Here is a 23,861-nt window from a genome sequence, read left to right on the forward strand (position 1 = left end):
GGCGGTTGATTATGACGTGTGTAGATGAAGAAAATTCCAGGGATCTCTCTGAAATTTGTAAGTAACATTGAACGCCGTAATACATCATCTCATCTGCAGGAGCGCCTGGCTTGACGACGCATTATTCGGTGTTAACCGCCGCCCATTGGGGGCCAATACTTGTCGAAACGGACGGAGAAACGGTGCTCTCCTCCCGGGGGGCGCTGCCCACTTCGCATCCCAATTCGCTGCAAAGCGCGGTTCGCGATCAGGTGCACAGTCAAAGCCGGGTACGCTATCCGATGGTACGAAAAGGGTTTCTGGCTTCGCCGGAACAACCGCAGGGTGTGCGCGGGCAGGATGAGTTTGTGCGTGTGAGCTGGGACGAGGCGCTGGCGTTGATTCATGCGCAGCATAAACGCATTCGCGATACGTATGGCCCCGCCTCCATTTTTGCCGGTTCTTACGGCTGGCGTTCCAACGGTGTTCTGCACAAGTCGGCGACGTTATTACAACGTTATATGGCGCTGGCGGGCGGCTATACCGGACATCTGGGCGACTATTCTACCGGCGCGGCGCAGGCCATCATGCCGTACGTGGTGGGCGGCAGCGAAGTCTATCAACAGCAAACCAGCTGGCCGGTGATTCTCGAACACAGCGAGGTGGTGGTGTTATGGAGTGCCAACCCGCTGAATACCCTGAAAATTGCCTGGAATGCGTCGGATGAACAGGGGATCCCTTACTTTGACGCGCTACGCGAAAGCGGGAAACGGCTGATCTGCATTGATCCCATGCGATCGGAAACCGTTGATTTCTTTGGCGATAAGATGGAATGGATTGCGCCGCACATGGGGACCGACGTGGCGCTGATGCTCGGTATTGCGCATACGCTGGTGGAAAATGGCTGGCATGACGAGGCGTTTCTTGCCCGCTGTACCACGGGCTATGAGGTCTTTTCAGACTATCTGTTGGGTGTGAGCGACGGTATTGCCAAAACGGCAGAGTGGGCGGACCCGATTTGCGGCGTTCCGGCGGCGAAAATCCGTGAACTGGCAGAATTGTTCCATAAAAATACCATTATGCTGATGGCCGGTTGGGGCATGCAACGCCAGCAGTTTGGCGAACAAAAGCACTGGATGATTGTCACCCTGTCCGCCATGCTGGGCCAGCCTGGCATACCTGGCGGTGGTTTTGGTCTTTCCTATCACTTTGCTAACGGGGGGAATCCGACCCGCCGTTCTGCCGTGCTGGCGTCAATGCAGGGCAGCCTGCAAGGCGGGACCGACGCGGTGGAGAAAATCCCGGTGGCGCGCATTGTGGAAGCGCTGGAAAACCCCGGCGCGCCGTATCAGCATAACGGGATGAACCGCCACTTCCCGGATATCCGCTTCATCTGGTGGGCGGGTGGGGCGAATTTTACCCATCACCAGGACACCAACCGACTGATTCGCGCCTGGCAAAAACCGGAGCTGGTGGTGATTTCCGAATGCTTCTGGACCGCGGCGGCGAAGCATGCCGATATTGTGCTGCCTGCGACGACTTCCTTTGAGCGTAACGATCTCACCATGACCGGGGATTACAGTAACCAGCATCTGGTGCCCATGAAGCAGGTCGTGCCGCCGCAGTACGAAGCGTGCAATGATTTCGATGTTTTTGCCGCGCTGAGCGAACGCTGGGAAGCGGGCGGTTATCAACGCTTTACCGAAGGGAAGAGCGAACTGGAATGGCTGGAGACGTTTTATACGATTGCCGGGCAGCGCGGGGCCAGCCAGCAGGTGACGCTGCCGCCGTTTGCCGAATTCTGGGAAGCGAATCAACTGATTGAAATGCCGGAAAATCCGGTCAATGCGCAGTTTATCCGCTTTGCGGATTTTCGTCGTGACCCGAACGCGCATCCGCTGAAAACCGACAGCGGTAAGATCGAGATTTACTCACAGCGAATTGCCGGTTACGGCTATGCAGATTGCCCCGGACACCCGATGTGGCTGGAACCGGATGAGTGGCACGGCAACGCCGAACCGGAGCAACTACAGATTGTGTCGGCGCACCCGGCGCATCGTCTGCACAGCCAGCTTAACTACAGTCACCTGCGTGAACGGTATGCGGTGGCAGATCGTGAGCCGGCGACGATTCACCCGCAGGATGCTCAGGCGCGCGGCATCCGTGACGGTGATGTGGTACGCATCTGGAATCACCGTGGTCAGATCCTTGCAGGCGCCGTGGTCACTGACGGTATCAAACCTGGCGTTATCTGCATTCATGAAGGGGCATGGCCGGACCTTGACCCTGCCGCGGGAGGCATCTGTAAAAACGGCGCGGTGAATGTGCTGACCAAAGACCTGCCCAGTTCGCGTTTGGGGAACGGCTGCGCGGGCAATACCGCGCTGGCGTGGCTGGAGAAATACAGCGGGCCAGCGCTTACGCTTACGGCGTTTACTCCGCCCGCCAGCCCATAATCCAGGTGGGATGCTGGGTATCTTCCTGCCATGCGCTGTCTTCGATACGAAAGCCCAGCGCGTGGTAGAAATTCACCGCGTTCTGGTTTTTTTGGTATACCTCAAGGCTCAGCACGTCAAAACACTGCTGAACATGCTGTACCAGCGCTTTCCCTATCCCGCTACGTAACGCATCCGGGGCGACAAACAACGCCCCTAAAAAACGCCCGTCCATGACGCTCACAAACCCTTTCAGCGCCTCGTCTTCCTCCCAGACCCAGGTTCTGGCGGCGGGCAGGTAAACATCGCGCACCACTGCCTCGCTCTCATGCCAGTAGCGTTCTGCGATAAAAGGATGCGCATAGATGGTGCTTTCCAACCACAACGCCAGCAATGGCGTCATGTCAGCACTATGAAACTCGCGAATCATGTTTATCTCCTGGATGACAGAAACAGCCGGTGATGTGGTCATTGACCAGTCCGCAGGCCTGCATGAAGGAGTAGCAAATAGCGGTGCCGACGAACTTGAATCCCCGTTTTTTTAACGCTTTCGACAGGGCGTCGGAGGCGGGCGTAGAGGTCGGGATTTCGCCCAACGCGGCGGCGCGGGTGATTTGTGGCTGGTTATCCACGAATGACCAGACGAAGTCGGCAAACGGTTCGCCGTTTTGCTCCATCGCCAGGTATGCCCGGGCATTGCCGATGATGGCCTGAATTTTCCCCCGATGGCGGATGATCCCGGCATCAAGCAGCAGTCTTTCCACATCGTCTTCCTGCATGGCTGCCACGCGGATGGGATCAAACTGGTGGAAGTTAGTGCGATAATTCTCGCGTTTCTTGAGGACGGTGATCCACGAAAGGCCAGCTTGTTGGCCTTCCAGACAGATCATTTCGAACAGTTTTTTACCGTCGTGCTCGGGTACGCCCCATTCGTTATCATGATAGGCAATATAAAGGGGGTCCTGACTGACCCAACCGCAACGTTCCATACTTCCCTCGCTCTTTGACTTGCCATAAAAATATCGTTCCGGGTGCCTTGACGCTCCCGCGAAAAAGACAATATTTAATACAGGGCTTTCGCCTGTCATCCTTAATTACAATGACAATAATATCGCCGATTTCGGCTCTCTTCTGGAGTCGCATTGATGATGATAAAAAAATGCAGTGGTCGCCGGGAAATTATTCTCCTGGCGAGCGGCGTAGTTTGTTCGCTTTACATCAACACAGCCCGTGCCTGGCAGCAAGAATATATCGTTGATAATACGCCTGGATATACGACTGAACGCTATACATGGGACAGCGATCACCAACCGCGCTATGACGACATTCTGGCGGAACGTATCCGGACGACACAAACTGTGCCGGGTCTGGCGGTGAATCTTGAGCAAGCTTCACCCACGGAGGCCACCAGCGGCATGAGTATGGGCTGGAATTTTCCCGTCTCTGGCGACATCACGACCGGACCGGTGGCGGCATTACATTACGATGGCACCACGCCCGCTATTTATAACGAATTTGGCGATAGCGTGGTCAGCCAGTCGCCCGACCCGTTATGGCATGCCAGCGTCAGTACGCTGGGCTGGCGGGTGAATTCGCAGTTTGGCGATCTGCGACCGTGGGCGCAAATCAGCTATAACCAGCAGTTTGGCGAAAATATCTGGAAGGCGCAGTCGGGACTCAGTCGAATGACGGCGACCACTCAGGACAACAACTGGCTGGACGTGACGGTAGGCGCAGATATGCTGCTCAATCAGCACATGGCGGCTTATGCTGCGCTCTCGCAGGCGGAAAATACCGCCAACAGTACCGACTACCTCTACACGATGGGGGTAAGTGCCAGGTTTTAACCTGCAATTTACAATTTAAACGCAGTGATAACAGTGTTTGTGGCGATAGTAGGCACTAACTGACCGGGAAAAAATTCATTCAATGAATTTTTGTCTTGTCATTCATTCCGCATTCCAGGCATTTCATTCCGTTCTGATGGCACTTCATGCCGTTTTTTCCCTGCATAAAATGCATTTCGTTATGGTTGTTGGCAGAGAATTTATCCCTTTTGCTTATGCAGGAAGACTGCCATGAAGACCGCATCGTATCAGCGCACCCGTTGGTTGACCCTTATCGGTACCATCATTACGCAATTCGCCTTAGGTTCTGTGTATACCTGGAGCCTGTTTAATGGCGTGCTTTCAGAAAAACTGGGTGAACCCGTCAGCCAGGTAGCTTTTTCCTTTGGTCTGTTGAGCTTAGGTCTGGCGATCTCCTCTTCTGTCGCCGGGAAGTTACAGGAACGTTTTGGCGTGAAGCGCGTCACCATGGCGTCCGGTATACTGCTCGGGCTGGGTTTCTTCCTGACCGCGCACTCCAGTAACCTGATGATGCTGTGGCTGAGCGCAGGCGTGCTGGTAGGCCTGGCCGATGGCGCGGGCTATCTGTTAACACTGTCCAACTGCGTGAAGTGGTTCCCGGAGCGTAAAGGGCTAATTTCTGCCTTTGCCATTGGTTCTTATGGTCTGGGAAGCCTGGGTTTCAAATTTATCGACAGCCAACTTCTGGCAACCGTTGGTCTGGAAAACACCTTTGTGATTTGGGGCGCGATTGTGCTGGTGATGATTGTCTTCGGCTCTACGCTAATGAAAGATGCGCCGAATCAGGAGGTCAAAACGCAAAATGGTGTTGTAGAAAACGACTACACCCTGGCACAATCTATGCGTAAACCGCAGTACTGGATGCTGGCGGTGATGTTCCTGACGGCGTGCATGAGCGGACTGTATGTGATTGGCGTGGCGAAAGATATCGCTCAGGGGCTGGCGCATATGGACGTGGCGTCGGCGGCCAATGCGGTGACGGTGATTTCTATTGCTAACCTCTCCGGCCGTCTGGTGCTGGGGATCCTGTCCGATAAAATTGCCCGTATCCGTGTGATCACCATTGGTCAGGTGGTGTCGCTGGTGGGGATGGCCGCTCTGCTGTTTGCGCCGCTGAATGCGCTGACTTTCTTTGCTGCCATTGCCTGCATCGCCTTTAACTTTGGCGGGACGATCACCGTCTTCCCGTCACTGGTCAGCGAGTTCTTCGGTCTGAACAATCTGGCGAAAAATTATGGTGTGATTTATCTCGGCTTTGGGATTGGCAGCATCTGCGGTTCGATTATCGCGTCGCTGTTCGGTGGGTTCTACGTGACTTTCTGTGTCATCTTTGCATTGTTGATTCTCTCGCTGGCGCTCTCCACCACCATTCGTCAGCCAAAACGCGAGGTGCTGGAAATGGCACACGCCTGATATCCGGTAAGATTTTCTACAGGCCAGCCGATGAGCTGGCCTTTTTTTGTTATATCTGCTGTGAATAGTCTGCTTTCAAACTTGATTTTTTGTAAATATCTCTTTCGATCACATTCTCTGTTGCCACTTTCTTTGCTGCTTGTGGTCTACTTAGCCGCGCGTGTCGATTTTACTATTTGACTACCTTCGCAATTTCACCTGCCCGGCGGATGTCGCCGTTGCGCAGGCTGTGTTAACCCCTCGATTTCCAGGGCTTGCTTGCATGAGATACATTACGTCGATGTCGCAGCAAAAGCTGAGTTTTTTGCTCGCGATCTATATCGGTCTGTTTATGAATGGCGCGGTTTACCTCCGTCGGTTTGACGGTTACGCGCAAGACTTTACCCTCTGGAATGGAATCTCCGCGGTGGTTGAACTGGCTGGCACTGTGCTGGCAACGTTCTTCTTTTTACGACTCCTGTCACTGATGGGCAGGACGGTGTGGCGTGTTCTGGCTTCGTTGCTGGTGCTGATTTCAGCGGGCGCAAGTTATTACATGACCTTTATGAACGTGATGATCGGTTACGGCATCGTTGCCTCGGTCATGACCACGGATATCGATCTCTCCAAAGAGGTGGTCGGCTGGACGTTTGTCCTCTGGCTGGTGGCGGTGAGTTTTCTCCCGCTGATCTTCATCTGGTTTAACCGCTCGACGGATACCTTCTGGCGTCAGCTCTGCACGCCAAAAGTGCGCTGGCGCAGCGCGCTGATTGTGCTGATGGCGGGGCTGCTAGTCTGGGTGCCAATTCGTCTTCTGGAGATGCATCAGAAGCGTGCCGATCGTATTGCCGGTGTCGATATGCCGAGTTACGGCGGCGTACTGGCGAACTCTTATCTGCCGTCAAACTGGCTGTCTGCACTGGGCCTGTATGCCTGGGCGCAGGTGGATGAATCATCGGATAACAAATCGCTCATCAACCCGGCGAAGAAATTCACCTATACCCCGACACAGAACCTGGATGACACTTACGTGATTTTCATTATTGGTGAAACTACACGCTGGGATCATATGGGAATGTTAGGCTATGAACGCGACACCACGCCGAAGCTTGCCAAAGAGAAGAACGTCGTGATGTATCGTGGTTATTCCTGCGATACCGCGACGAAACTGTCGCTGCGCTGTATGTTCGTTCGTCAGGGTGGGGCCGAAGACAACCCACAGCGTACGCTGAAAGAGCAAAACGTCTTTGCGGTGCTCAAGCAGTTAGGCTTTAGTTCCGATCTCTACGCGATGCAGAGTGAAATGTGGTTTTACAGCAACACGATGGCCGACAACATTGCCTATCGCGAACAAATTGCTGCTGAGCCACGTAACCGGGGTAAAGCCGTGGATGACATGCTGCTGGTCAATGAGGTTGATCGTTCGCTGCAGGAAAACCCGCAGGGTAAGCATCTGATTGTGCTGCACACTAAGGGCTCTCACTACAACTACACTCAGCGTTATCCGCGCGAGTTCGCTCAGTGGAAGCCGGAATGTTACGCTATCGATCGTAAGTGCCCAAAAGACCTGATGATTAATTCATACGATAACTCGATTACCTACGTCGATCATTTTATCGACACGGTGATTGATCAGGTACGCGATAAGAAAGCGATTGTGTTCTACGCTGCCGACCACGGTGAGTCAATCAATGAGCGCGAGCACCTGCACGGTACGCCACGTAAGATGGCACCACCGGAGCAGTTCCGCGTGCCGATGATGGTCTGGATGTCTGATAAATACCTGGAGAACCCGGCCAACGCCCAGGCGTTCGCGCACCTGAAGAAGGAAGCGGAAATGAAGGTGCCGCGCCGTCATGTGGAGCTGTACGACACCATCATGGGTTGTCTCGGTTATACCTCGCCGAATGGCGGAATTAATGAGAACAACAACTGGTGTCATATCCCTGACGGACAGAAAAACGTCGCGCAGTAAGCGGGCTGACGACTTTCTCGCCGATCAAAGGGCATTTTGATACTAAGGGATTGACGGGGGCGCACCTGCGCAGTAAGATGCGCCCCGCATTCGGTGATTGGCGCAGCCTGGTAGCGCACTTCGTTCGGGACGAAGGGGTCGGAGGTTCGAATCCTCTATCACCGACCAAATTTTAAGCCCTGCTCAACGAGCAGGGCTTTTTGCATTCGAAGCCTGGGAGGATGAGAACCTCCGGGGGAAGAGGTTCGACTCGAGCGGAGCGAGAGAACGTTGCGACAGCAACGGCCCGCAGGGCGAGCCACGACGTGGCGAGTTATCCTCTATCACCGACCAAATTCAAAACCCTGCTCAACGAGCAGGGTTTTTTGCATTCGAAGCCTGGGAGGATGAGAACCTCCGGGGGAAGAGGTTCGACTCGAGCGGAGCGAGAGAACGTTGCGATAGCAACGGCCCGCAGGGCGAGCCACGATGTGGCGAGTTATCCTCTATCACCGACCAAATTCAAAACCCTGCTCAACGAGCAGGGTTTTTTGCTTTTGTAGGCCTGATAAGCGAAGCGCCATCAGGCATTCGGTGCACACTGCCGGATGGCGGCATTCGCCTTATCCCGCCTACGAAATCGCATCATCAGGTAAATATCCATTCTTGCGGAACATCAACAAAAAAGTGCGCATCACTTCTCACTATTTGTTAACGGTTTTGTGACATATTCCATTGTCTTTTTTTATCTATGCATGAATCTTTTTTTGCGTTACTTATGGCTGGCGCTAGCATTTTCCGCTGTGCGTTTTAACGTTCGTGGGATTTATCGCTCAGATATGCAGCATTTCGTCAGAAATTTTTCATATTCTGCACGATTGTTAATCACCAAATGTTGCGAAATATTAAGGTGTTTATTCTGGTGTTCTGGGCGTAGCATAAATTTCTCTGCTGAAAATACCCGCCTGAAGTTTTTTTAATCTTTGTTTGCGAATTCTCACCGTTGTTGTAAATCATGGATACCTGTATTGACGTTTTCACATTCTGTTGACAGATTGTAGGGCATGAGGGGCATTTCATGGAGAATCCGCGCTGCTACTCAGTCGTTTATGTGAACGGAATCCCCACCTCTTAACGCCGACCCAGCCGGTTAAAAAACAAAAAAGGCCAGGCGGTGCAAACCCACTGCAAAGGGTAAAACAACAACATCACATTTGGAGCAGAAGAATGAGTATTTCCTTGAAGAAGTCAGGGATGCTGAAGCTTGGTCTGAGCCTTGTGGCTATGACTGTCGCAGCAAGTGTACAAGCTAAAACTCTGGTTTATTGTTCAGAAGGTTCACCTGAAGGGTTCAACCCGCAGCTGTTTACCTCTGGCACAACCTATGACGCCAGCTCAGTACCTATCTATAACCGTCTGGTTGAATTCAAAACCGGCACCACGGAAGTTATTCCGGGCCTCGCTGAGAAGTGGGAAATCAGTGAAGACGGTAAAACCTACACCTTCCACCTGCGTCAGGGTGTGAAGTGGCAGGACAATAAAGAGTTCAAACCGACGCGTGATTTCAACGCCGATGACGTGGTGTTCTCTTTCGATCGTCAGAAAAACGCACAGAACCCGTACCACAAAGTCTCTGGCGGCAGCTATGAATACTTTGAAGGCATGGGCCTGCAAGACCTGATCAGTGAAGTGAAGAAAGTGGACGATAACACCGTTCAGTTCGTGCTGACGCGTCCTGAAGCGCCGTTCCTCGCTGACCTGGCGATGGACTTTGCCTCTATTCTTTCTAAAGAATATGCCGACAATATGATGAAAGCTGGCTCGCCGGAAAAAGTAGACCTGAACCCAATCGGTACCGGTCCGTTCCAGCTGCAGCAGTACCAGAAAGACTCCCGTATTCTCTACAAAGCGTTTGAAGGTTACTGGGGCACTAAGCCGCAGATCGACCGTCTGGTCTTCTCTATTACGCCTGACGCTTCCGTGCGTTACGCCAAACTGCAGAAGAACGAATGCCAGGTGATGCCGTACCCGAACCCGGCTGACATCGCGCGCATGAAGCAGGATAAAAACATCAACCTGCTGGAGCAGGCGGGTCTGAACGTCGGCTATCTCTCTTTCAATACCGAGAAGAAACCGTTTGATGACGTCAAAGTACGTCAGGCGCTGACCTACGCGGTGAACAAAGACGCGATCATCAAAGCCGTTTATCAGGGTGCTGGCGTTGCGGCGAAGAACCTGATCCCGCCAACCATGTGGGGCTATAACGACGACGTTAAAGACTACACTTACGATCCTGAGAAAGCGAAAGCCCTGCTGAAAGAAGCCGGTCAGGATAAAGGCTTTACCGTTGAACTGTGGGCAATGCCAGTACAGCGTCCGTACAACCCGAACGCTCGCCGTATGGCTGAGATGGTTCAGGCCGACTGGGCGAAGATTGGCGTTCAGGCCAAGATTGTGACCTACGAGTGGGGCGAGTATCTGAAGCGCGCCAAAGCGGGTGAGCATCAGGCGGTAATGATGGGCTGGACCGGCGACAATGGGGATCCGGATAACTTCTTCGCGACCCTGTTCAGCTGCGCGGCGGCGAAAGACGGTTCCAACTACTCTCGCTGGTGCTACAAGCCGTTTGAAGATCTGATTCAACCGGCGCGTGCGACCGACGACCACAACAAGCGTATTGAACTCTACAAACAGGCTCAGGTCGTGATGCACGATCAGGCTCCGGCGCTGATCGTGGCTCACTCCACCGTGTACGAGCCAGTGCGTAAAGAAGTCAAAGGCTACGTGGTTGATCCATTAGGTAAACACCACTTCGAAAACGTCTCTATCGAATAATAAAAGCAACGCCAGGTAAGCGCTACACACCGTTAAGTCGGTACGTGTAGCGCCACCCGGCAGTAATGCTTTATCCCCTTCTCATTGAGGAGGGGATAAGATTTGTGAGCAATACAGACTCACGGTTCCAGGCCGTGCGTCATTAGAGAGAATCCGGGTTATGTTGCAGTTCATTCTCCGACGTTTGGGACTCGTCATCCCCACGTTTATCGGTATCACTCTTCTCACCTTTGCTTTTGTCCATATGATCCCCGGCGATCCGGTGATGATCATGGCAGGTGAGCGTGGTATCTCCCCTGAGCGTCATGCTCAACTGTTGGCTGAACTCGGTCTCGATAAGCCGATGTGGCAGCAGTACCTCCATTACATCTGGGGGGTTATGCATGGTGATTTAGGCATCTCGCTGAAAAGCCGTTTACCGGTGTGGGACGAGTTCGTGCCTCGCTTTAAAGCGACGCTGGAACTGGGTGTCTGCGCCATGATTTTCGCTACCGCCGTGGGGATTCCCGTGGGCGTGCTGGCCGCCGTTAAGCGCGGTTCCATTTTCGATCATACTGCTGTTGGCCTGGCGCTGACCGGCTATTCCATGCCGATCTTCTGGTGGGGCATGATGCTGATCATGCTGGTCTCCGTGCAGCTCAACCTGACCCCCGTCTCCGGGCGCGTGAGCGACATGGTGTTCCTTGATGACTCGAACCCGTTGACCGGTTTTATGCTGATCGACACCGCAATCTGGGGTGAAGAGGGCAATTTTATTGATGCTGTGGTGCATATGATCCTGCCCGCGATGGTGCTTGGCACCATCCCTCTGGCAGTGATTGTGCGAATGACTCGTTCATCGATGCTGGAAGTGCTGGGCGAAGATTACATCCGTACCGCGCGTGCCAAAGGGTTGACGCGTATGCGCGTCATCATCATTCACGCATTGCGTAACGCCATGCTGCCGGTGGTGACCGTGATTGGTCTACAGGTGGGAACGCTGCTGGCGGGCGCCATTCTGACCGAAACCATTTTCTCGTGGCCTGGCCTTGGGCGCTGGCTGATTGATGCGCTGCAACGTCGCGATTATCCGGTTGTGCAGGGTGGGGTGTTACTGGTGGCGACGATGATTATTCTCGTCAACCTGCTGGTCGACCTGCTGTACGGCGTGGTGAACCCGCGTATTCGTCATAAGAAGTAAGGGGCCATCATGTCACAGGTTACTGAAAATAAAGTTATTGCTGCGCCGGTGCCGATGACGCCGATGCAGGAGTTCTGGCACTATTTTAAACGCAACAAGGGCGCTGTGGTGGGGCTGGTGTACGTCGCGATCATGATCCTGATTGCGGTATTCGCCAACTTCCTGGCGCCGTATAACCCGGCTGACCAGTTCCGCGATACCCTGCTGGCACCGCCGGCCTGGCAGGAAGGCGGCACGCTGGCGCATCTGCTGGGAACTGACGACGTGGGCCGCGATATCCTGTCGCGCCTGATGTATGGCGCGCGTCTGTCGTTGCTGGTGGGCTGTCTGGTGGTGGTGCTGTCGCTGGTGATGGGCGTCGTGCTGGGCCTTGTGGCCGGGTATTTCGGCGGCATCGTTGATAACATCATTATGCGTATCGTCGATATCATGCTGGCGCTGCCGAGCCTGCTGCTCGCGCTGGTGCTGGTGGCGGTCTTCGGTCCCTCGATTGGTAACGCCGCGCTGGCACTGACGTTCGTGGCGCTGCCTCACTATGTGCGACTGACGCGCGCCGCTGTGCTGGTGGAGGTCAACCGCGACTACGTGACCGCTTCCCGCGTGGCGGGGGCCGGCGCGATGCGCCAGATGTTCATCAACATCTTCCCGAACTGCCTTGCGCCGCTGATCGTTCAGGCGTCGCTCGGTTTCTCTAACGCCATTCTCGATATGGCCGCGCTTGGCTTCCTGGGCATGGGTGCGCAACCGCCAACACCGGAGTGGGGCACCATGCTCGCTGATGTGTTGCAGTTCGCACAAAGCGCCTGGTGGGTCGTGACCTTCCCGGGTCTGGCGATCCTGCTGACGGTGCTGGCATTTAACCTGATGGGTGACGGTCTGCGTGACGCGCTCGATCCCAAACTGAAGCAGTAAGAGGTTCGAGATGGCGTTATTAAATGTAGATAAATTATCGGTGCATTTCGGCGATGTTGGTTCCGAATTTCGCGCCGTAGACCGCATCAGCTACAGTGTGAATCAGGGCGAAGTGGTTGGTATTGTCGGTGAGTCAGGCTCAGGAAAATCGGTCAGTTCGCTGGCGATTATGGGGCTGATTGATTATCCAGGCCGCGTGATGGCGGAAAATCTGCTGTTCAACGGCCAGGATCTGAAGCGTATTTCTGAGAAAGAGCGCCGTAATCTGGTTGGCGCTGAAGTGGCGATGATTTTCCAGGACCCGATGACCAGCCTGAATCCGTGCTACACCGTCGGTTTCCAGATTATGGAAGCGATCAAGGTGCATCAGGGTGGTAACAAGCAAACCCGTCGTCAGCGGGCGATTGACCTGCTGAACCAGGTGGGGATCCCCGATCCGGCCTCGCGTCTGGACGTGTATCCGCATCAGCTTTCCGGTGGGATGAGCCAGCGCGTGATGATTGCGATGGCGATTGCCTGTCGACCAAAGCTGTTGATTGCCGATGAACCGACGACGGCGCTGGATGTGACCATCCAGGCGCAAATCATCGAGCTGCTGCTGGAACTGCAGCAGAAAGAGAACATGGCGTTGGTGCTCATCACTCATGACCTGGCGCTGGTGGCGGAAGCCGCGCACAAAATCATTGTCATGTACGCCGGCCAGGTGGTGGAAACGGGGGCGGCGCACGATATTTTCCGCGCGCCGCGTCATCCTTACACCCAGGCGTTGCTGCGCGCGTTGCCGGAGTTTGCTCAGGATAAAGCGCGACTGGCCTCACTGCCTGGCGTGGTGCCGGGGAAATATGACCGCCCGTTGGGCTGTCTGCTGAACCCGCGTTGCCCCTATGCAACGGACAAATGCCGCAGTGAAGAACCTGAACTGGCCCTGCTGGATGGCGGTCGTCAGTCGAAATGTCATTACCCACTCGATGATGCCGGGAGGCCCACACTATGAGTACGCATGAGGCCACCTCGCAACAACCGCTGTTGCAGGCGATCGACCTGAAAAAACACTACCCGGTGAAGAAGGGAATTTTCTCTCCTGAACGTCTGGTGAAAGCGCTCGATGGGGTCTCTTTTACCCTTGAACGCGGCAAAACGCTGGCGGTAGTGGGCGAATCCGGCTGCGGGAAATCCACGCTTGGCCGTCTGCTGACGATGATTGAAACGCCGACCGGCGGTGAACTGTATTACCAGGGACAGGATCTGCTTAAGCACGATCCGCATGCGCAGAAACTGCGTCGGCAGAAAATCCAGATTGTGTTCCAGAACCCGTATGGTTCACTGAATCCGCGTAAGAAAGTGGGTCAGATTCTGGAAGAGCCGCTGCTGATCAACACTTCGCTGAGCAAAGAGCAGCGCCGTGAAAAAGCGCTGGCGATGATGGCGAAAGTGGGGCTGAAAACCGAGCACTACGATCGCTATCCGCACATGTTCTCCGGCGGTCAGCGCCAGCGTATCGCCATTGCCCGTGGGCTGATGCTCGATCCGGATGTGGTGATTGCCGATGAACCGGTCTCTGCGCTCGATGTTTCTGTCCGTGCGCAGGTGCTGAACCTGATGATGGATTTGCAGCAGGAACTGGGGCTGTCCTACGTCTTTATCTCCCACGACCTGTCGGTCGTCGAACACATTGCGGATGAAGTGATGGTGATGTACTTAGGCCGTTGTGTGGAGAAGGGGACGAAGGATCAGATCTTCAATAACCCGCGTCACCCGTATACCCAGGCACTGCTTTCCGCCACGCCGCGTCTGAATCCGGACGAACGCCGCGAGCGCATCAAACTGACCGGCGAGCTGCCCAGCCCGCTGAATCCGCCGCCGGGTTGCGCCTTCAACGCCCGCTGCCGTCGTCGCTTCGGCCCCTGCACCCAGTTGCAGCCGCAGTTGAAAGACTACGACGGTCAACTGGTCGCCTGTTTTGCGGTTGACCAGGATGAGAACCCGCAGAAGACAGCGATCTGACAAAAGTGCCTGATGGCGGCTTCGCCTTACCTGGCCTACGGTGATTTGTAGGCCAGGTAAGGCATTTACTCGATCAGCTTCAGTAGCGGCGACAAACAGAGCAAAACGCCGTACAGCAAAATCAGCCAGCTTTTCAGGCCGCGCAGTTTTTCCAACTGGCTGACTTTATAAATCAGGAAGAACGGAATCAGGCAGGAGACAATCCCGTACAGCGGGCTGCCGAGCTGGAAGAACACCAGCACGGAGACGCGGAACGAAACCCAAATCACCAGCGTGGTGACAATAAACGCGCAAATACCCAGCGTAATGATGCGCGGAGGAATATTTCCGACGTTAACGATGCGCCCCAGCACATTCAAAATGATGCCCTTCATCGCCTCGTGGAACCCCAGGTAGATCCCAAAGAACGCCGTCAGCACCGCAAAGATATTCAGCACCGTCGAGGTGATGTGGATAATCGGGCCTGGAATAACCTGTGCGGCTAACGCCAGCGCCGAAATGTTTTGCTCAAAGGCGGAGACCGCCTCCTCGTGGGTGATGGAGAAGGTAAACGAGAAGGAGAAAAACAGGATCACCGCAATGAGCGTGATATAGCTGATACGGTGCGTGCGAATCGCCATACGGGTTGCCAGGAGTCTGTCCGCTTCACGTTTGCGATAGGCAATATTCATCGGATTAAGAACCTGAATGAAGACTGCCGAAAAGAAGCAGAACGGAATGGTGAGCAACACGTCGCGAAAGAACACCGAAGCTTGCGGGAAAGCGGTGATATTGCTCAGGTTCCAGTGTGGGATCATCGCCAGTCCAAACACCACGATGATACCGACTTTCACTACCACCATTGGGCCGGAGATTTTAAAAAGCAACTTCTCGCCGCCGGAGGCGATCGCCACCAGCGCCGCAAAAATTGCCACCTTGTAGATCAATGACTGCGAAAGGTCGGCGTCAGTCAGACCGAAGGTGCGAATGTACGACGCGCTGTCGAACACCACGGAAAGCGAGTAAATAAATATGCCGTGGATAATCATCAGGAAGTAGATCACGCCAAGGAAGACGCCCCAGTTTTTCCCCAGGTAATGGCTGATGACATCGGTATAGTCGTTACAGGTTTCGCTCTCGGAGAGCGTTTTCAGGTAGATATCCTGCACGATCCAGGTGGCCGGATAGGCAATCAAAGAGGCAGTAATAAAGACCCAGATGCCTTTTAACCCAATCTGCACCGGCATTAATACCGTTCCTGCGCCAATCGCCATGCCGATGCACAGCAACACCCAGCCAAAATCGTAGCGGGTAAACGGTAAACTCTGCGACGCCGGTTTGCCGGATACGCGGTGATCGGAAAGTGGTGATGTGTCGTGCTGCATGGAGTCCCCTGCCAAAAAGAGCCGTCACGGCTTGATGACCGCGAGGGGACGCAATTCTACAGAAGAGTGTAGGTCTCTGCCAGTTGGCTGATTGCGAGGCGTCGCGCAAAGCGAAAGCATGTTGGATGTCGGGCCTGGCGGGTTATCGTAGAATCGGCGGTAAGCCGGTGTTTCCCGGTGAGGCGCAGCGTTGCGGGGGCTTGATCCCTGGCGGCGTGAGTTGCTGGAAAGAGAAAACCCCCGCACGTTGTCTGGTATAAACCTGGCAACTAAACGGGGGCTTACCTTGCACCTCAACGATAGCCGCGAACGGTTGCCATTGCAACACAGGCGGCGATATGGCGTTGACTCAGCCAGGCATGGCTTTCTGGCATGATTTATACCCGTCATACTTCAAGTTGCAGGTGCGTTAGCTGCGCTCGCTCACCCCAGTCACTTACCAGAGAAAGCTCCTGGGGATTCACTCCCTTGCCGCCTTCCTGCAACTCGAATTATTTAGGGTATAGCGGCTCCAGCCATTGCCGGTATCATTGCGGGTATGGTTGTGAACTGGCTACGTAGCAGGAAGTAATGCGCTGATGGGCGTCTGCCTGCCGCAGTGGCAACATGCGCCCGAACCAGGCCGCAAGGGCGATCCTTGCGGCCTGGTTCGTTATTGCGGATATGGCACCCAGTCGCCGCCATTCAGACGGACGTACGGTTTGTCCTGATACTGGATAACCACCGCGTTGGCGTTTTCCGAGACCACAGCCGTTTGTGGCAGGTTGCTGGTGAGTTTTGCCCAGTCCACGCTGTCTTCGGAGAAGATCTTACCGTCAAGCACGCGTACCACCAGATCAGAAATGGCCAGATAGCTACTTGGCTGATTAATGACGATCGGCGCACCCTGATGCGGCGCTTTCATGCCGAAGAATTTCACGCCAGCCGGGACGTTGGTGATCGAGGGGCTCGGAATATCACGCAGGCCAGAGACCTGCATTCTGTCGCCTTTCAGCGCGCCGCCGTGTTCCGGTACGACAACCACCATGACCTTACGACCCGATTTCTCCAGCTCGGTGAAGAACGCATCCAGTTCATCAAAGAATTTCTGTGCGCGCGCTTTGTAATCCGCCGTTTTACTGACGCCGGGATAGTGGTTACCGTCGTGGAGCGGCAGGGTGTTGTAGAAAGTGGCGCTACGGGAGTCCTTATCTTTTTCCGTGGTTTCCATCCACCGCTGTAGCACGGCGGTGTCGTCATACACCGGGGAACCATCAAAGCCCAGCAGCGGCGCAGGTAAGCCTTTCTGATCCATCAGTTCAGCCTGCATGCCGCCATTTTCACGAACCTCTTTCAGGAAGCCGCCGAATTCGCCGTTATGGCCCATCATCAGGTGCTGCGTAAAGCCCAGTTTTGACAGGTTATCAAACAGATAGCATTCATTGCCTGCGGGTTGATACAGGTTCGTGTGCGAGGGCTGTCCGCAGCTGGCGCGTAGCAGGCGAATCGCCGCCGGGCCGCTGTACGACGTGGCGGAATTGAAGTGTTTAAACTGGATATCAAAGTGCGACCACAGCGGGTGCGACATCAGCCCTGCGGCTTCAATATCGGACCAGGAGAGTGAGCAGATATTGATGACTAACAGTTCAAACGGCTGCGCATCGGCAGGGAGCGCTGATGGGAAAGGCGTTTTGCGCTTCGCTTCCGCATTGTAGAACGTATTCAACCATGCGTTGAGATTCGCCGAGGTCGGCGGTGCGGTTTGTGCCGGGATATCACCAACGACCGGTGCTCCTCCAGCGGTCGCGACCGTTTCTGCTGCCGTACCGCCCGTGGTGGTCACCGTGGTCGTCGGTTGACCCGCCGGCCACAAAGAGAAACTCGGACCCGCCAGCGTCAGGACGTTCAGCCAGACCAGAATCGCCACCACGAAGGCGGTAACCCGAATCCATTGTGATAAAAACAGCCACGCGACCAACAGGACAAACATGGCGCCAATCATCTGCCAGTTGATAAAGCGCGTGGCAAGATCGAGTAAATAGTCCGTGCTAAAGCCTGCCACCTGCGAGCCCTGGCTCATAATACTTTCCGGACCTGGCAGCCAGGTGTCGTGCCAGAACAGAGCAAAACCGATCGGAATGGCGACCCAGTGACGCATGCGATGCAGGCTGTAACGCGGAATCGGCATCAGCAGGAAGGCCATAAAGACCAGATTCAGCAGCGGGTGAAAATTCAGATAGCCCGCCCAGAGCAGGCCGAACTTGACCAGAAAATAGAAGTTCCAGCCAGAAAGACCGCGCCAGTATTGCCAGAGAGGTGAAGGCAGTGATGCGTTTTGTGTTTGTTGAGTCATTTTTTCGTTGCCCTGGAAATCACCGTGCGGCGCAATGTTCCGGCCGGTTTAACATAACGAGGTTTTGCAAATAACAGCCGGGTCGTATTGCTGATCCGGCGCAGTGAATGGCGCGCCAGATACCCCAGCGGGAAGAAAATCAGTGCACAAACAACGATGATTTGCAGGATATCGCTGATAGTCATCATGATGAGTGCTCCGTTTCATCGTCCAGTAAGCGTAGCGGTTGTGGAATACGCCGCCACGTCTTGCCGTCATGCTCGGCATTGATGACGGGTTTCACGTTTTGGGTCAGCGGCAACGGTTGTCCCCACTGTTCTGGCGCCAGTAAGCGCATCTGCACCAGCTCAGCGCTGATGAGATTATCTTCAAACCAGACCATGCGGTTAGAGAAGAGATCGCCGGTCGGGAGTGGGAAGATATGATTGAGCGCGGTATCGAGATCGTTGACGCGGCAAAACGACAAGAACAGCACCAGGCGGTTGCCGCCAATAGTGACGATATCGCCGGTACGGTGCGGGCGACACATCGTTAAGGCTTGTTCAACGCGGATACCCGGAACGGGCCGCAGCGCCACCATCACCCCTTTCCCGTCGGCAGGCAGCAGGGTGTTGCTCATCATGTTATTTACCGCTTCACAGAACACGTCCCATTTCTGGAAACCGCGCAGTTTCATCGGCTGGGTCATCGACAGCAGCGTCGTGATATCTTCCGGCACGTAGCGACTAAATTGCTGACCCTGAACGCTTTCAATCAGCGTCAGACAGCGCGAGAGTGGCGCGTTCCACGGAATCACCATATTGGCACCGCAGCCTAATAGCAGGCGTTCGTCGGTGGCGCGCAGGCTGGCGATGTTTTCCCGCACAAGGATTTTCAGCGCGCTTCCGCGTTGGCGACGCAGAGTATGGATGCTCCGTGCCAGGGGCTCAATCTGGCTGTTTTGCTGAAGCGAAAAGATCAACGTTGCCGCCTGTGCGGTACGCGCCTCATTGAATAAAGCTTCATTATTATCGAATAATTTCCAGTGCTCGGAGAGTGGCGGCGCCCCTTCCAGCACGGCGACATTACTCAGGATCTGCTTTTCATCGCTACGGGGCTGGATTTCAGCCTCTTCTTTTTGCACCAGTTCCCACTGCCCTTCATGATGGCGGACGGTGAGTTGCTGACGAGCGCTAACCCCTTTTTCATTACACCAGAAGGCAATATCAAACAAATGCTGATCGCCCTGATAGCGCATACTGGCGAGGCCATAAAGCGAGCGATATTCCCCCATTAAAAGAGAGAATTGTTTATCGTTATTATTGCCGGGGTTAAGCACCACTACAGAACAGTGATGGAGACGCGTCCATTTATTCATTTTATCCAGCCACAGACGCAAACGTTCAGCTGGTATATTTTGCCAGCCGTTATTTGCGCAAATAAGAATGAATAAGTAATGCGTCGGGTCCACGGAACACAGCAAATCGCGGGTCATAAATTGTAGACCCTTTTCCGAATTTGGCATGGAAAATAACTGAATTTTTTCCGGACCGTGAGATTCATCTAATTTGAATATCTTCCCGGGATCGCTGCCCATGGAAATGCCCGCGACTTTTGCCGTCCCGGTCTGAAAGGCAATCGTTTGATTCGCCAGGCTGATAGCGTCTTCAACGCGATCGGTGTTAACCCACCAGACTCCGCCGGCTGGCATATGGCGTAGTTCATCCCATAATGATGAGATGCCAATTGAAAATACAGGGTCCACAGCGTTCCTCGGGTCGCTATTTTATCTGTTTATCAGTTTACTAGCGAAAGCTCAGAAATAAACCTAACATTGAAATTAAAACGTATCAGATTTAGCATGTGAATCGATTTGGCGAGCAAGAAGCCTTGTAACATCGGCCTTTCCGATTCCATGACGCGTATTTTCACGAAACAACAAGACAGAAAATGAGCAGCATCTGGCCTTGCCGAATTTCGGTGAGAACGAAGCGGAATGCGAAAAGAAAAAATGTTTGAAGCATGGCGAGTCTATTCAAAGGGATAAAACAAAATGTCTGACAACGAACCCGGCACGCAAACTGATTCAACATTGGGCTATACCTTTCAAAACGACTTCCTGGCATTAAGCCAGGCTTTTTCATTGCCAGAATTTGATTACACTGATATTTCCCAGCGTGAACAGCTCGCCGCCGCGATTAAACGCTGGCCGCTGTTGGCTGAATTTGCGCAACAACAATAAGGAAGCCGTGGATGGCCATTCTGGGACTTCAGGGCATACGAGGCGGAGTGGGCACGACGTCGATCGCGGCTGCACTGGCCTGGTCATTGCAATTATTAGGGGAAAACGTCCTGGTTGTGGATACCAGCCCCGATAATTTGTTGCGCCTGTCATTCAACGTCGATTTTTCTCATCGCGACGGCTGGGCCAGAGCGATACTTGATGGTCGTGACTGGCAGGAAGGCGGGATGCGTTATACCTCGCAGCTTGATTTGCTGCCGTTTGGTCAACTGACGGCGCAGGAGCGGGAATATCCTGACCGCTGGCTGGAACGACTGGGCGGCATCGCGGCGGGCATCCGTGCGCTGAAAGAGAGTGGGCGTTACTCATGGATTTTACTGGATCTGCCGCCGGGTTCCGCGCCGTTAACCCGACAACTGGTCAATGAGTGCGACCACACGCTGGCGATTGTCAAAGCCGACACCAACTGCCATGTCCGTTTGCATCAGCAATCGCTGCCGGCGGGCGCGCATATTTTAATTAACGACTTACGTGTTGGCAGCCAGTTGCAGGACGATCTCTACCAGGTCTGGCTACAGAGTCAGCGTCGTCTGCTGCCGATGGTGATTCACCGCGATGAAGCGATGGCTGAGTGCATGGCGGCCAAACAGCCGTTGGGGGAATACCGCAGTGACTCACTGGCCGCAGAAGAAGTGCTGACGCTGGCAAACTGGTGTTTATTACATTACGCAGGTCAAAAAACTCCTGTCGGGAGCGCATCATGAGTGTCCTGTCCCGGTGGTTGCTTATTCCGCCGGTGAGCGCCCGCTTAAGCGAGCGCTATCAGGGTTATCGTCGTCATGGCGCGTCGCCTTTCAGCGCGGCGCTGGGTTGCCTGTGGGTGATTCTCGCATGGGTCTTCATCCCGCTGGAGCACCCGCGCTGGCAGCGTATCCGTGCCGAGCGTAAAGTGCTCTATCCTCATATCAACGCCGCGCGCCCGCGCCCGTTAGATCCTGCCCGTTATGCCATTCAGACCCTCTGGCTGATGGCGACCTCGCCGCGTCAGGAGACGACGCAGCCTCGCTGGCAAACCTTCTCCCGTCTGCAAGGCGTCAGAGGGCGTTATCACCAGTGGATGGATGCGCTACCGGGACGCGTGACGCAAAACACCACGCACCTGGATAAACAAAAAGAGCTTGGTCACCTGAGCTCTGGCGCGCGTCGCTTTATCATCGGGATTATTGTCACTTTTTCGTTGATTCTGGCGCTGATATGCGTGACCCAGCCGTTTAACCCGCTGGCGCAATTCATCTTCCTGATACTGCTGTGGGGCGTTGCGCTGATCGTGCGCCGCATGCCGGGGCGCTTCTCCGCGCTGATGCTGATTGTGCTGTCGCTGACGGTATCGTGCCGCTATATCTGGTGGCGCTATACCTCCACGCTGAACTGGGACGATCCGGTGAGTCTGGTCTGCGGGTTGATCCTGCTGTTTGCCGAAACCTATGCGTGGATTGTGCTGGTGCTGGGTTACTTCCAGGTCGTCTGGCCGCTGAACCGCCAGCCGGTGCCGCTGCCAAAAGATATGTCGCAGTGGCCGTCGGTCGATATCTTTGTGCCGACTTACAACGAAGATCTGCACGTAGTGAAGAACACCATTTACGCGTCGCTGGGTATCGACTGGCCGAAAGATAAGCTCAATATCTGGATCCTCGACGATGGCGGACGTGAAGAGTTCCGCCAGTTCGCCCAGACCGTGGGGGTGAAATATATCGCCCGCACCACCCATGAGCACGCCAAAGCCGGGAACATTAACAATGCGCTGAAATACGCCAAAGGCGAGTTCGTTTCGATCTTTGACTGCGACCACGTGCCGACGCGTTCGTTCCTGCAAATGACGATGGGATGGTTCCTGAAAGACAAGAAGCTGGCGATGATGCAGACGCCGCACCACTTCTTCTCCCCGGACCCGTTTGAACGTAACCTCGGGCGTTTTCGCAAGACGCCAAACGAAGGCACGCTGTTTTACGGTCTGGTACAGGACGGTAATGACATGTGGGATGCCACCTTCTTCTGCGGTTCTTGTGCGGTGATTCGCCGTAAACCGCTCGATGAGATTGGTGGTATTGCCGTTGAGACGGTGACTGAGGATGCGCATACGTCGCTGCGTCTGCACCGTCGCGGTTATACCTCCGCGTACATGCGCATTCCGCAGGCGGCAGGGCTGGCGACCGAAAGCTTATCTGCTCACATCGGTCAGCGCATTCGCTGGGCGCGCGGAATGGTACAGATTTTCCGACTCGATAACCCCTTGACCGGCAAGGGGCTGAAGTTCGCTCAGCGATTATGTTACGTCAATGCCATGTTCCACTTCCTGTCAGGTGTTCCACGGCTGATCTTCCTGACCGCTCCGCTGGCGTTCCTGCTACTGCATGCCTATATCATCTATGCGCCCGCGCTGATGATTGCGCTGTTCGTCCTGCCGCACATGGTTCACGCCAGCCTGACCAACTCGAAGATTCAGGGCAAGTACCGCCACTCCTTCTGGAGTGAGATCTACGAAACGGTGCTGGCCTGGTACATTGCGCCGCCGACGCTGGTGGCGCTGATTAACCCGCACAAAGGGAAGTTTAACGTCACTGCAAAGGGCGGACTGGTAGAAGAAGAGTATGTCGACTGGGTGATTTCCCGTCCGTACATCTACCTGGTACTGCTTAACCTGTTCGGTGTGGCGGTCGGCGTCTGGCGTTACTTCTACGGGCCGGAAAACGAAATGCTGACTGTTATCGTCAGCCTGGTGTGGGTGTTCTACAACCTGATTATCCTCGGCGGCGCGGTGGCGGTATCGGTTGAAAGTAAACAGGTTCGCCGCTCACACCGTGTTGAAATTTCTATGCCAGCGGCGATTGCCCGTGAGGACGGACATCTGTTCTCGTGCACCGTCCATGATTTCTCCGACGGCGGTCTGGGGATCAAGATCAACGGTCAGGCCCAGGTGCTGGAAGGGCAGAAGGTGAATTTACTGCTCAAACGCGGCCAGCAGGAATATGTCTTCCCGACACAGGTAGCGCGCGTTTGGGGTGAACAGGTGGGGCTGCAACTGATGCCGCTGACCACCAAACAGCATATCGATTTTGTGCAGTGTACGTTTGCCCGTGCTGATACATGGGCGCTCTGGCAGGACAGCTATCCGGAAGATAAGCCGCTGGAAAGCCTGTTGGATATTCTGAAGCTGGGTTTCCGTGGCTATCGCCATCTTGCGGAATTCTCCCCATCTTCCGTGAAAATAGTTTTCCGGTCTCTGACTTCTCTGGTTTCCTGGGTTGTGTCGTTCATTCCACGCCGTCCGGAGCAGGACGAGGTGGCGGTGCAACAGCCGGATCAGGTTATGGCTCAACAATGATGA

At 54.6% G+C, this 23,861-nt stretch carries 18 protein-coding genes, 1 tRNA gene, 2 other RNA genes and 1 pseudogene; 16 read left to right on the plus strand and 6 right to left on the minus strand.

What is annotated here, in order from left to right:
• Positions 1–110 precede the first annotated feature (110 nt).
• A complete protein-coding gene (locus ACQ0PY_RS00965; RefSeq protein ID WP_109739743.1) occupies positions 111–2,435 on the plus strand; it encodes a molybdopterin guanine dinucleotide-containing S/N-oxide reductase in 2,325 nt (774 codons plus the stop codon).
• Here ACQ0PY_RS00965 and ACQ0PY_RS00970 read toward each other — a convergent pair.
• Together ACQ0PY_RS00970 and tag are read right to left on the minus strand one after the other, a co-directional pair.
• Positions 2,413–2,844: an N-acetyltransferase gene (locus ACQ0PY_RS00970; RefSeq protein WP_042998562.1), complete on the minus strand. Its 432-nt coding sequence runs from the start codon at positions 2,842–2,844 to the stop codon at positions 2,413–2,415. The genes ACQ0PY_RS00965 and ACQ0PY_RS00970 overlap by 23 nt on opposite strands.
• Entirely contained in the window at positions 2,825–3,403 is a 579-nt protein-coding gene (tag, locus tag ACQ0PY_RS00975; RefSeq protein WP_334262944.1) for a DNA-3-methyladenine glycosylase I, read from the minus strand. Before tag ends, ACQ0PY_RS00970 begins: the two co-directional genes overlap by 20 nt.
• A gap of 156 nt (positions 3,404–3,559) precedes the next feature.
• On the opposite strand from tag, the gene ACQ0PY_RS00980 reads away from it, so the two are divergent.
• The 11 genes from ACQ0PY_RS00980 to dppF all read left to right on the plus strand — a co-directional run bounded on the left by ACQ0PY_RS00980 (position 3,560) and on the right by dppF (position 14,559).
• Positions 3,560–4,261, plus strand: coding sequence for an autotransporter outer membrane beta-barrel domain-containing protein (locus ACQ0PY_RS00980; protein WP_109739744.1), 702 nt, complete (start codon positions 3,560–3,562; stop codon positions 4,259–4,261).
• A 231-nt stretch (positions 4,262–4,492) separates the two neighbouring features.
• Positions 4,493–5,695, plus strand: coding sequence for an L-lactate MFS transporter (locus ACQ0PY_RS00985; protein WP_044253750.1), 1,203 nt, complete (start codon positions 4,493–4,495; stop codon positions 5,693–5,695).
• Positions 5,696–5,957: 262 nt separating this feature from the next.
• The gene (gene eptB, locus ACQ0PY_RS00990) at positions 5,958–7,649 is read left to right on the plus strand and encodes a kdo(2)-lipid A phosphoethanolamine 7''-transferase (protein WP_044253746.1); all 1,692 of its coding nucleotides are present in this window, start codon (positions 5,958–5,960) and stop codon (positions 7,647–7,649) included.
• Between the two features lie 91 nt (positions 7,650–7,740).
• A tRNA-Pro gene (locus tag ACQ0PY_RS00995) sits at positions 7,741–7,817 on the plus strand.
• Between the two features lie 32 nt (positions 7,818–7,849).
• Positions 7,850–7,982: non-coding RNA, RtT sRNA (locus ACQ0PY_RS01000), on the plus strand.
• Positions 7,983–8,014: 32 nt separating this feature from the next.
• Positions 8,015–8,147: non-coding RNA, RtT sRNA (locus tag ACQ0PY_RS01005), on the plus strand.
• A gap of 708 nt (positions 8,148–8,855) precedes the next feature.
• A complete protein-coding gene (dppA, locus tag ACQ0PY_RS01010; RefSeq protein WP_044253744.1) occupies positions 8,856–10,463 on the plus strand; it encodes a dipeptide ABC transporter periplasmic-binding protein DppA in 1,608 nt (535 codons plus the stop codon).
• Positions 10,464–10,623: 160 nt separating this feature from the next.
• Positions 10,624–11,643 (plus strand): dipeptide ABC transporter permease DppB, encoded by a 1,020-nt coding sequence (gene dppB / locus ACQ0PY_RS01015; protein WP_042998556.1) that lies wholly within the window; start codon positions 10,624–10,626, stop codon positions 11,641–11,643.
• Positions 11,644–11,652: 9 nt separating this feature from the next.
• Positions 11,653–12,555, plus strand: coding sequence for a dipeptide ABC transporter permease DppC (gene dppC, locus ACQ0PY_RS01020; protein ID WP_042998555.1), 903 nt, complete (start codon positions 11,653–11,655; stop codon positions 12,553–12,555).
• Positions 12,556–12,565: 10 nt separating this feature from the next.
• Complete coding sequence (gene dppD / locus ACQ0PY_RS01025; protein ID WP_042998554.1) at positions 12,566–13,549, plus strand: dipeptide ABC transporter ATP-binding protein; 984 nt, start codon at positions 12,566–12,568, stop codon at positions 13,547–13,549.
• A complete protein-coding gene (dppF, locus tag ACQ0PY_RS01030; protein WP_042998553.1) occupies positions 13,546–14,559 on the plus strand; it encodes a dipeptide ABC transporter ATP-binding subunit DppF in 1,014 nt (337 codons plus the stop codon). The genes dppD and dppF overlap by 4 nt, the downstream gene beginning before the upstream one ends.
• Positions 14,560–14,624: 65 nt before the next feature.
• Here dppF and ACQ0PY_RS01035 read toward each other — a convergent pair whose 3' ends face one another.
• On the minus strand, positions 14,625–15,923 hold the full coding sequence (locus tag ACQ0PY_RS01035) for an SLC5/6 family protein (protein ID WP_044253742.1): 1,299 nt from the start codon (positions 15,921–15,923) through the stop codon (positions 14,625–14,627).
• A 502-nt stretch (positions 15,924–16,425) separates the two neighbouring features.
• Between ACQ0PY_RS01035 and ACQ0PY_RS01040 the strand changes: the two are divergent.
• Positions 16,426–16,494, plus strand: a pseudogene (locus ACQ0PY_RS01040) (type I toxin-antitoxin system toxin Ldr family protein); the annotation flags it as partial.
• An 81-nt stretch (positions 16,495–16,575) separates the two neighbouring features.
• Here the strand turns inward: ACQ0PY_RS01040 and bcsG are convergent.
• Genes bcsG through bcsE form a run of 3 tightly spaced genes read right to left on the minus strand, consistent with a single transcriptional unit; the run spans position 16,576 to position 19,999 of the window.
• Positions 16,576–18,255: a cellulose biosynthesis protein BcsG gene (gene bcsG, locus ACQ0PY_RS01045; protein WP_044253740.1), complete on the minus strand. Its 1,680-nt coding sequence runs from the start codon at positions 18,253–18,255 to the stop codon at positions 16,576–16,578.
• Complete coding sequence (bcsF, locus tag ACQ0PY_RS01050) at positions 18,252–18,443, minus strand: cellulose biosynthesis protein BcsF (RefSeq protein WP_042323160.1); 192 nt, start codon at positions 18,441–18,443, stop codon at positions 18,252–18,254. The genes bcsG and bcsF overlap by 4 nt, the downstream gene beginning before the upstream one ends.
• On the minus strand, positions 18,440–19,999 hold the full coding sequence (gene bcsE / locus ACQ0PY_RS01055) for a cellulose biosynthesis c-di-GMP-binding protein BcsE (RefSeq protein ID WP_042998549.1): 1,560 nt from the start codon (positions 19,997–19,999) through the stop codon (positions 18,440–18,442). The genes bcsF and bcsE overlap by 4 nt, the downstream gene beginning before the upstream one ends.
• 288 nt (positions 20,000–20,287) lie before the next feature.
• Between bcsE and bcsR the strand changes: the two genes are divergently transcribed.
• The 3 genes from bcsR to bcsA are packed head-to-tail and all read left to right on the plus strand — an operon-like array spanning position 20,288 to position 23,858.
• Positions 20,288–20,476, plus strand: coding sequence for a cellulose biosynthesis protein BcsR (bcsR, locus tag ACQ0PY_RS01060; protein ID WP_042323607.1), 189 nt, complete (start codon positions 20,288–20,290; stop codon positions 20,474–20,476).
• A gap of 11 nt (positions 20,477–20,487) precedes the next feature.
• Positions 20,488–21,240 carry a cellulose biosynthesis protein BcsQ gene (gene bcsQ, locus ACQ0PY_RS01065; RefSeq protein ID WP_044267245.1) on the plus strand — a complete coding sequence of 251 codons (753 nt, stop codon included), beginning with the start codon at positions 20,488–20,490 and terminating at the stop codon, positions 21,238–21,240.
• Positions 21,237–23,858 carry a UDP-forming cellulose synthase catalytic subunit gene (gene bcsA / locus ACQ0PY_RS01070; RefSeq protein ID WP_044267246.1) on the plus strand — a complete coding sequence of 874 codons (2,622 nt, stop codon included), beginning with the start codon at positions 21,237–21,239 and terminating at the stop codon, positions 23,856–23,858. The genes bcsQ and bcsA overlap by 4 nt, the downstream gene beginning before the upstream one ends.
• Positions 23,859–23,861: the final 3 nt, after the last annotated feature.

This window comes from Citrobacter sp. LST-B2 (assembly GCF_057983045.1).

What these genes read in the sequence shown, in the direction of transcription:
- bcsQ (WP_044267245.1), top strand. Translation starts at nt 20,488, where the DNA reads ATGGCCATTCTGGGACTTCAGGGCATACGAGGCGGAGTGGGCACGACG.
- dppA (WP_044253744.1), top strand. Translation starts at nt 8,856, where the DNA reads ATGAGTATTTCCTTGAAGAAGTCAGGGATGCTGAAGCTTGGTCTGAGC.
- dppD (WP_042998554.1), top strand. Translation starts at nt 12,566, where the DNA reads ATGGCGTTATTAAATGTAGATAAATTATCGGTGCATTTCGGCGATGTT.
- ACQ0PY_RS00980 (WP_109739744.1), top strand. Translation starts at nt 3,560, where the DNA reads ATGATGATAAAAAAATGCAGTGGTCGCCGGGAAATTATTCTCCTGGCG.
- ACQ0PY_RS00970 (WP_042998562.1), bottom strand. Translation starts at nt 2,844, where the DNA reads ATGATTCGCGAGTTTCATAGTGCTGACATGACGCCATTGCTGGCGTTG.
- bcsA (WP_044267246.1), top strand. Translation starts at nt 21,237, where the DNA reads ATGAGTGTCCTGTCCCGGTGGTTGCTTATTCCGCCGGTGAGCGCCCGC.
- bcsG (WP_044253740.1), bottom strand. Translation starts at nt 18,255, where the DNA reads ATGACTCAACAAACACAAAACGCATCACTGCCTTCACCTCTCTGGCAA.
- tag (WP_334262944.1), bottom strand. Translation starts at nt 3,403, where the DNA reads ATGGAACGTTGCGGTTGGGTCAGTCAGGACCCCCTTTATATTGCCTAT.
- eptB (WP_044253746.1), top strand. Translation starts at nt 5,958, where the DNA reads ATGAGATACATTACGTCGATGTCGCAGCAAAAGCTGAGTTTTTTGCTC.
- dppB (WP_042998556.1), top strand. Translation starts at nt 10,624, where the DNA reads ATGTTGCAGTTCATTCTCCGACGTTTGGGACTCGTCATCCCCACGTTT.
- dppC (WP_042998555.1), top strand. Translation starts at nt 11,653, where the DNA reads ATGTCACAGGTTACTGAAAATAAAGTTATTGCTGCGCCGGTGCCGATG.
- dppF (WP_042998553.1), top strand. Translation starts at nt 13,546, where the DNA reads ATGAGTACGCATGAGGCCACCTCGCAACAACCGCTGTTGCAGGCGATC.
- ACQ0PY_RS01035 (WP_044253742.1), bottom strand. Translation starts at nt 15,923, where the DNA reads ATGCAGCACGACACATCACCACTTTCCGATCACCGCGTATCCGGCAAA.
- bcsR (WP_042323607.1), top strand. Translation starts at nt 20,288, where the DNA reads ATGTCTGACAACGAACCCGGCACGCAAACTGATTCAACATTGGGCTAT.
- bcsF (WP_042323160.1), bottom strand. Translation starts at nt 18,443, where the DNA reads ATGATGACTATCAGCGATATCCTGCAAATCATCGTTGTTTGTGCACTG.
- ACQ0PY_RS00985 (WP_044253750.1), top strand. Translation starts at nt 4,493, where the DNA reads ATGAAGACCGCATCGTATCAGCGCACCCGTTGGTTGACCCTTATCGGT.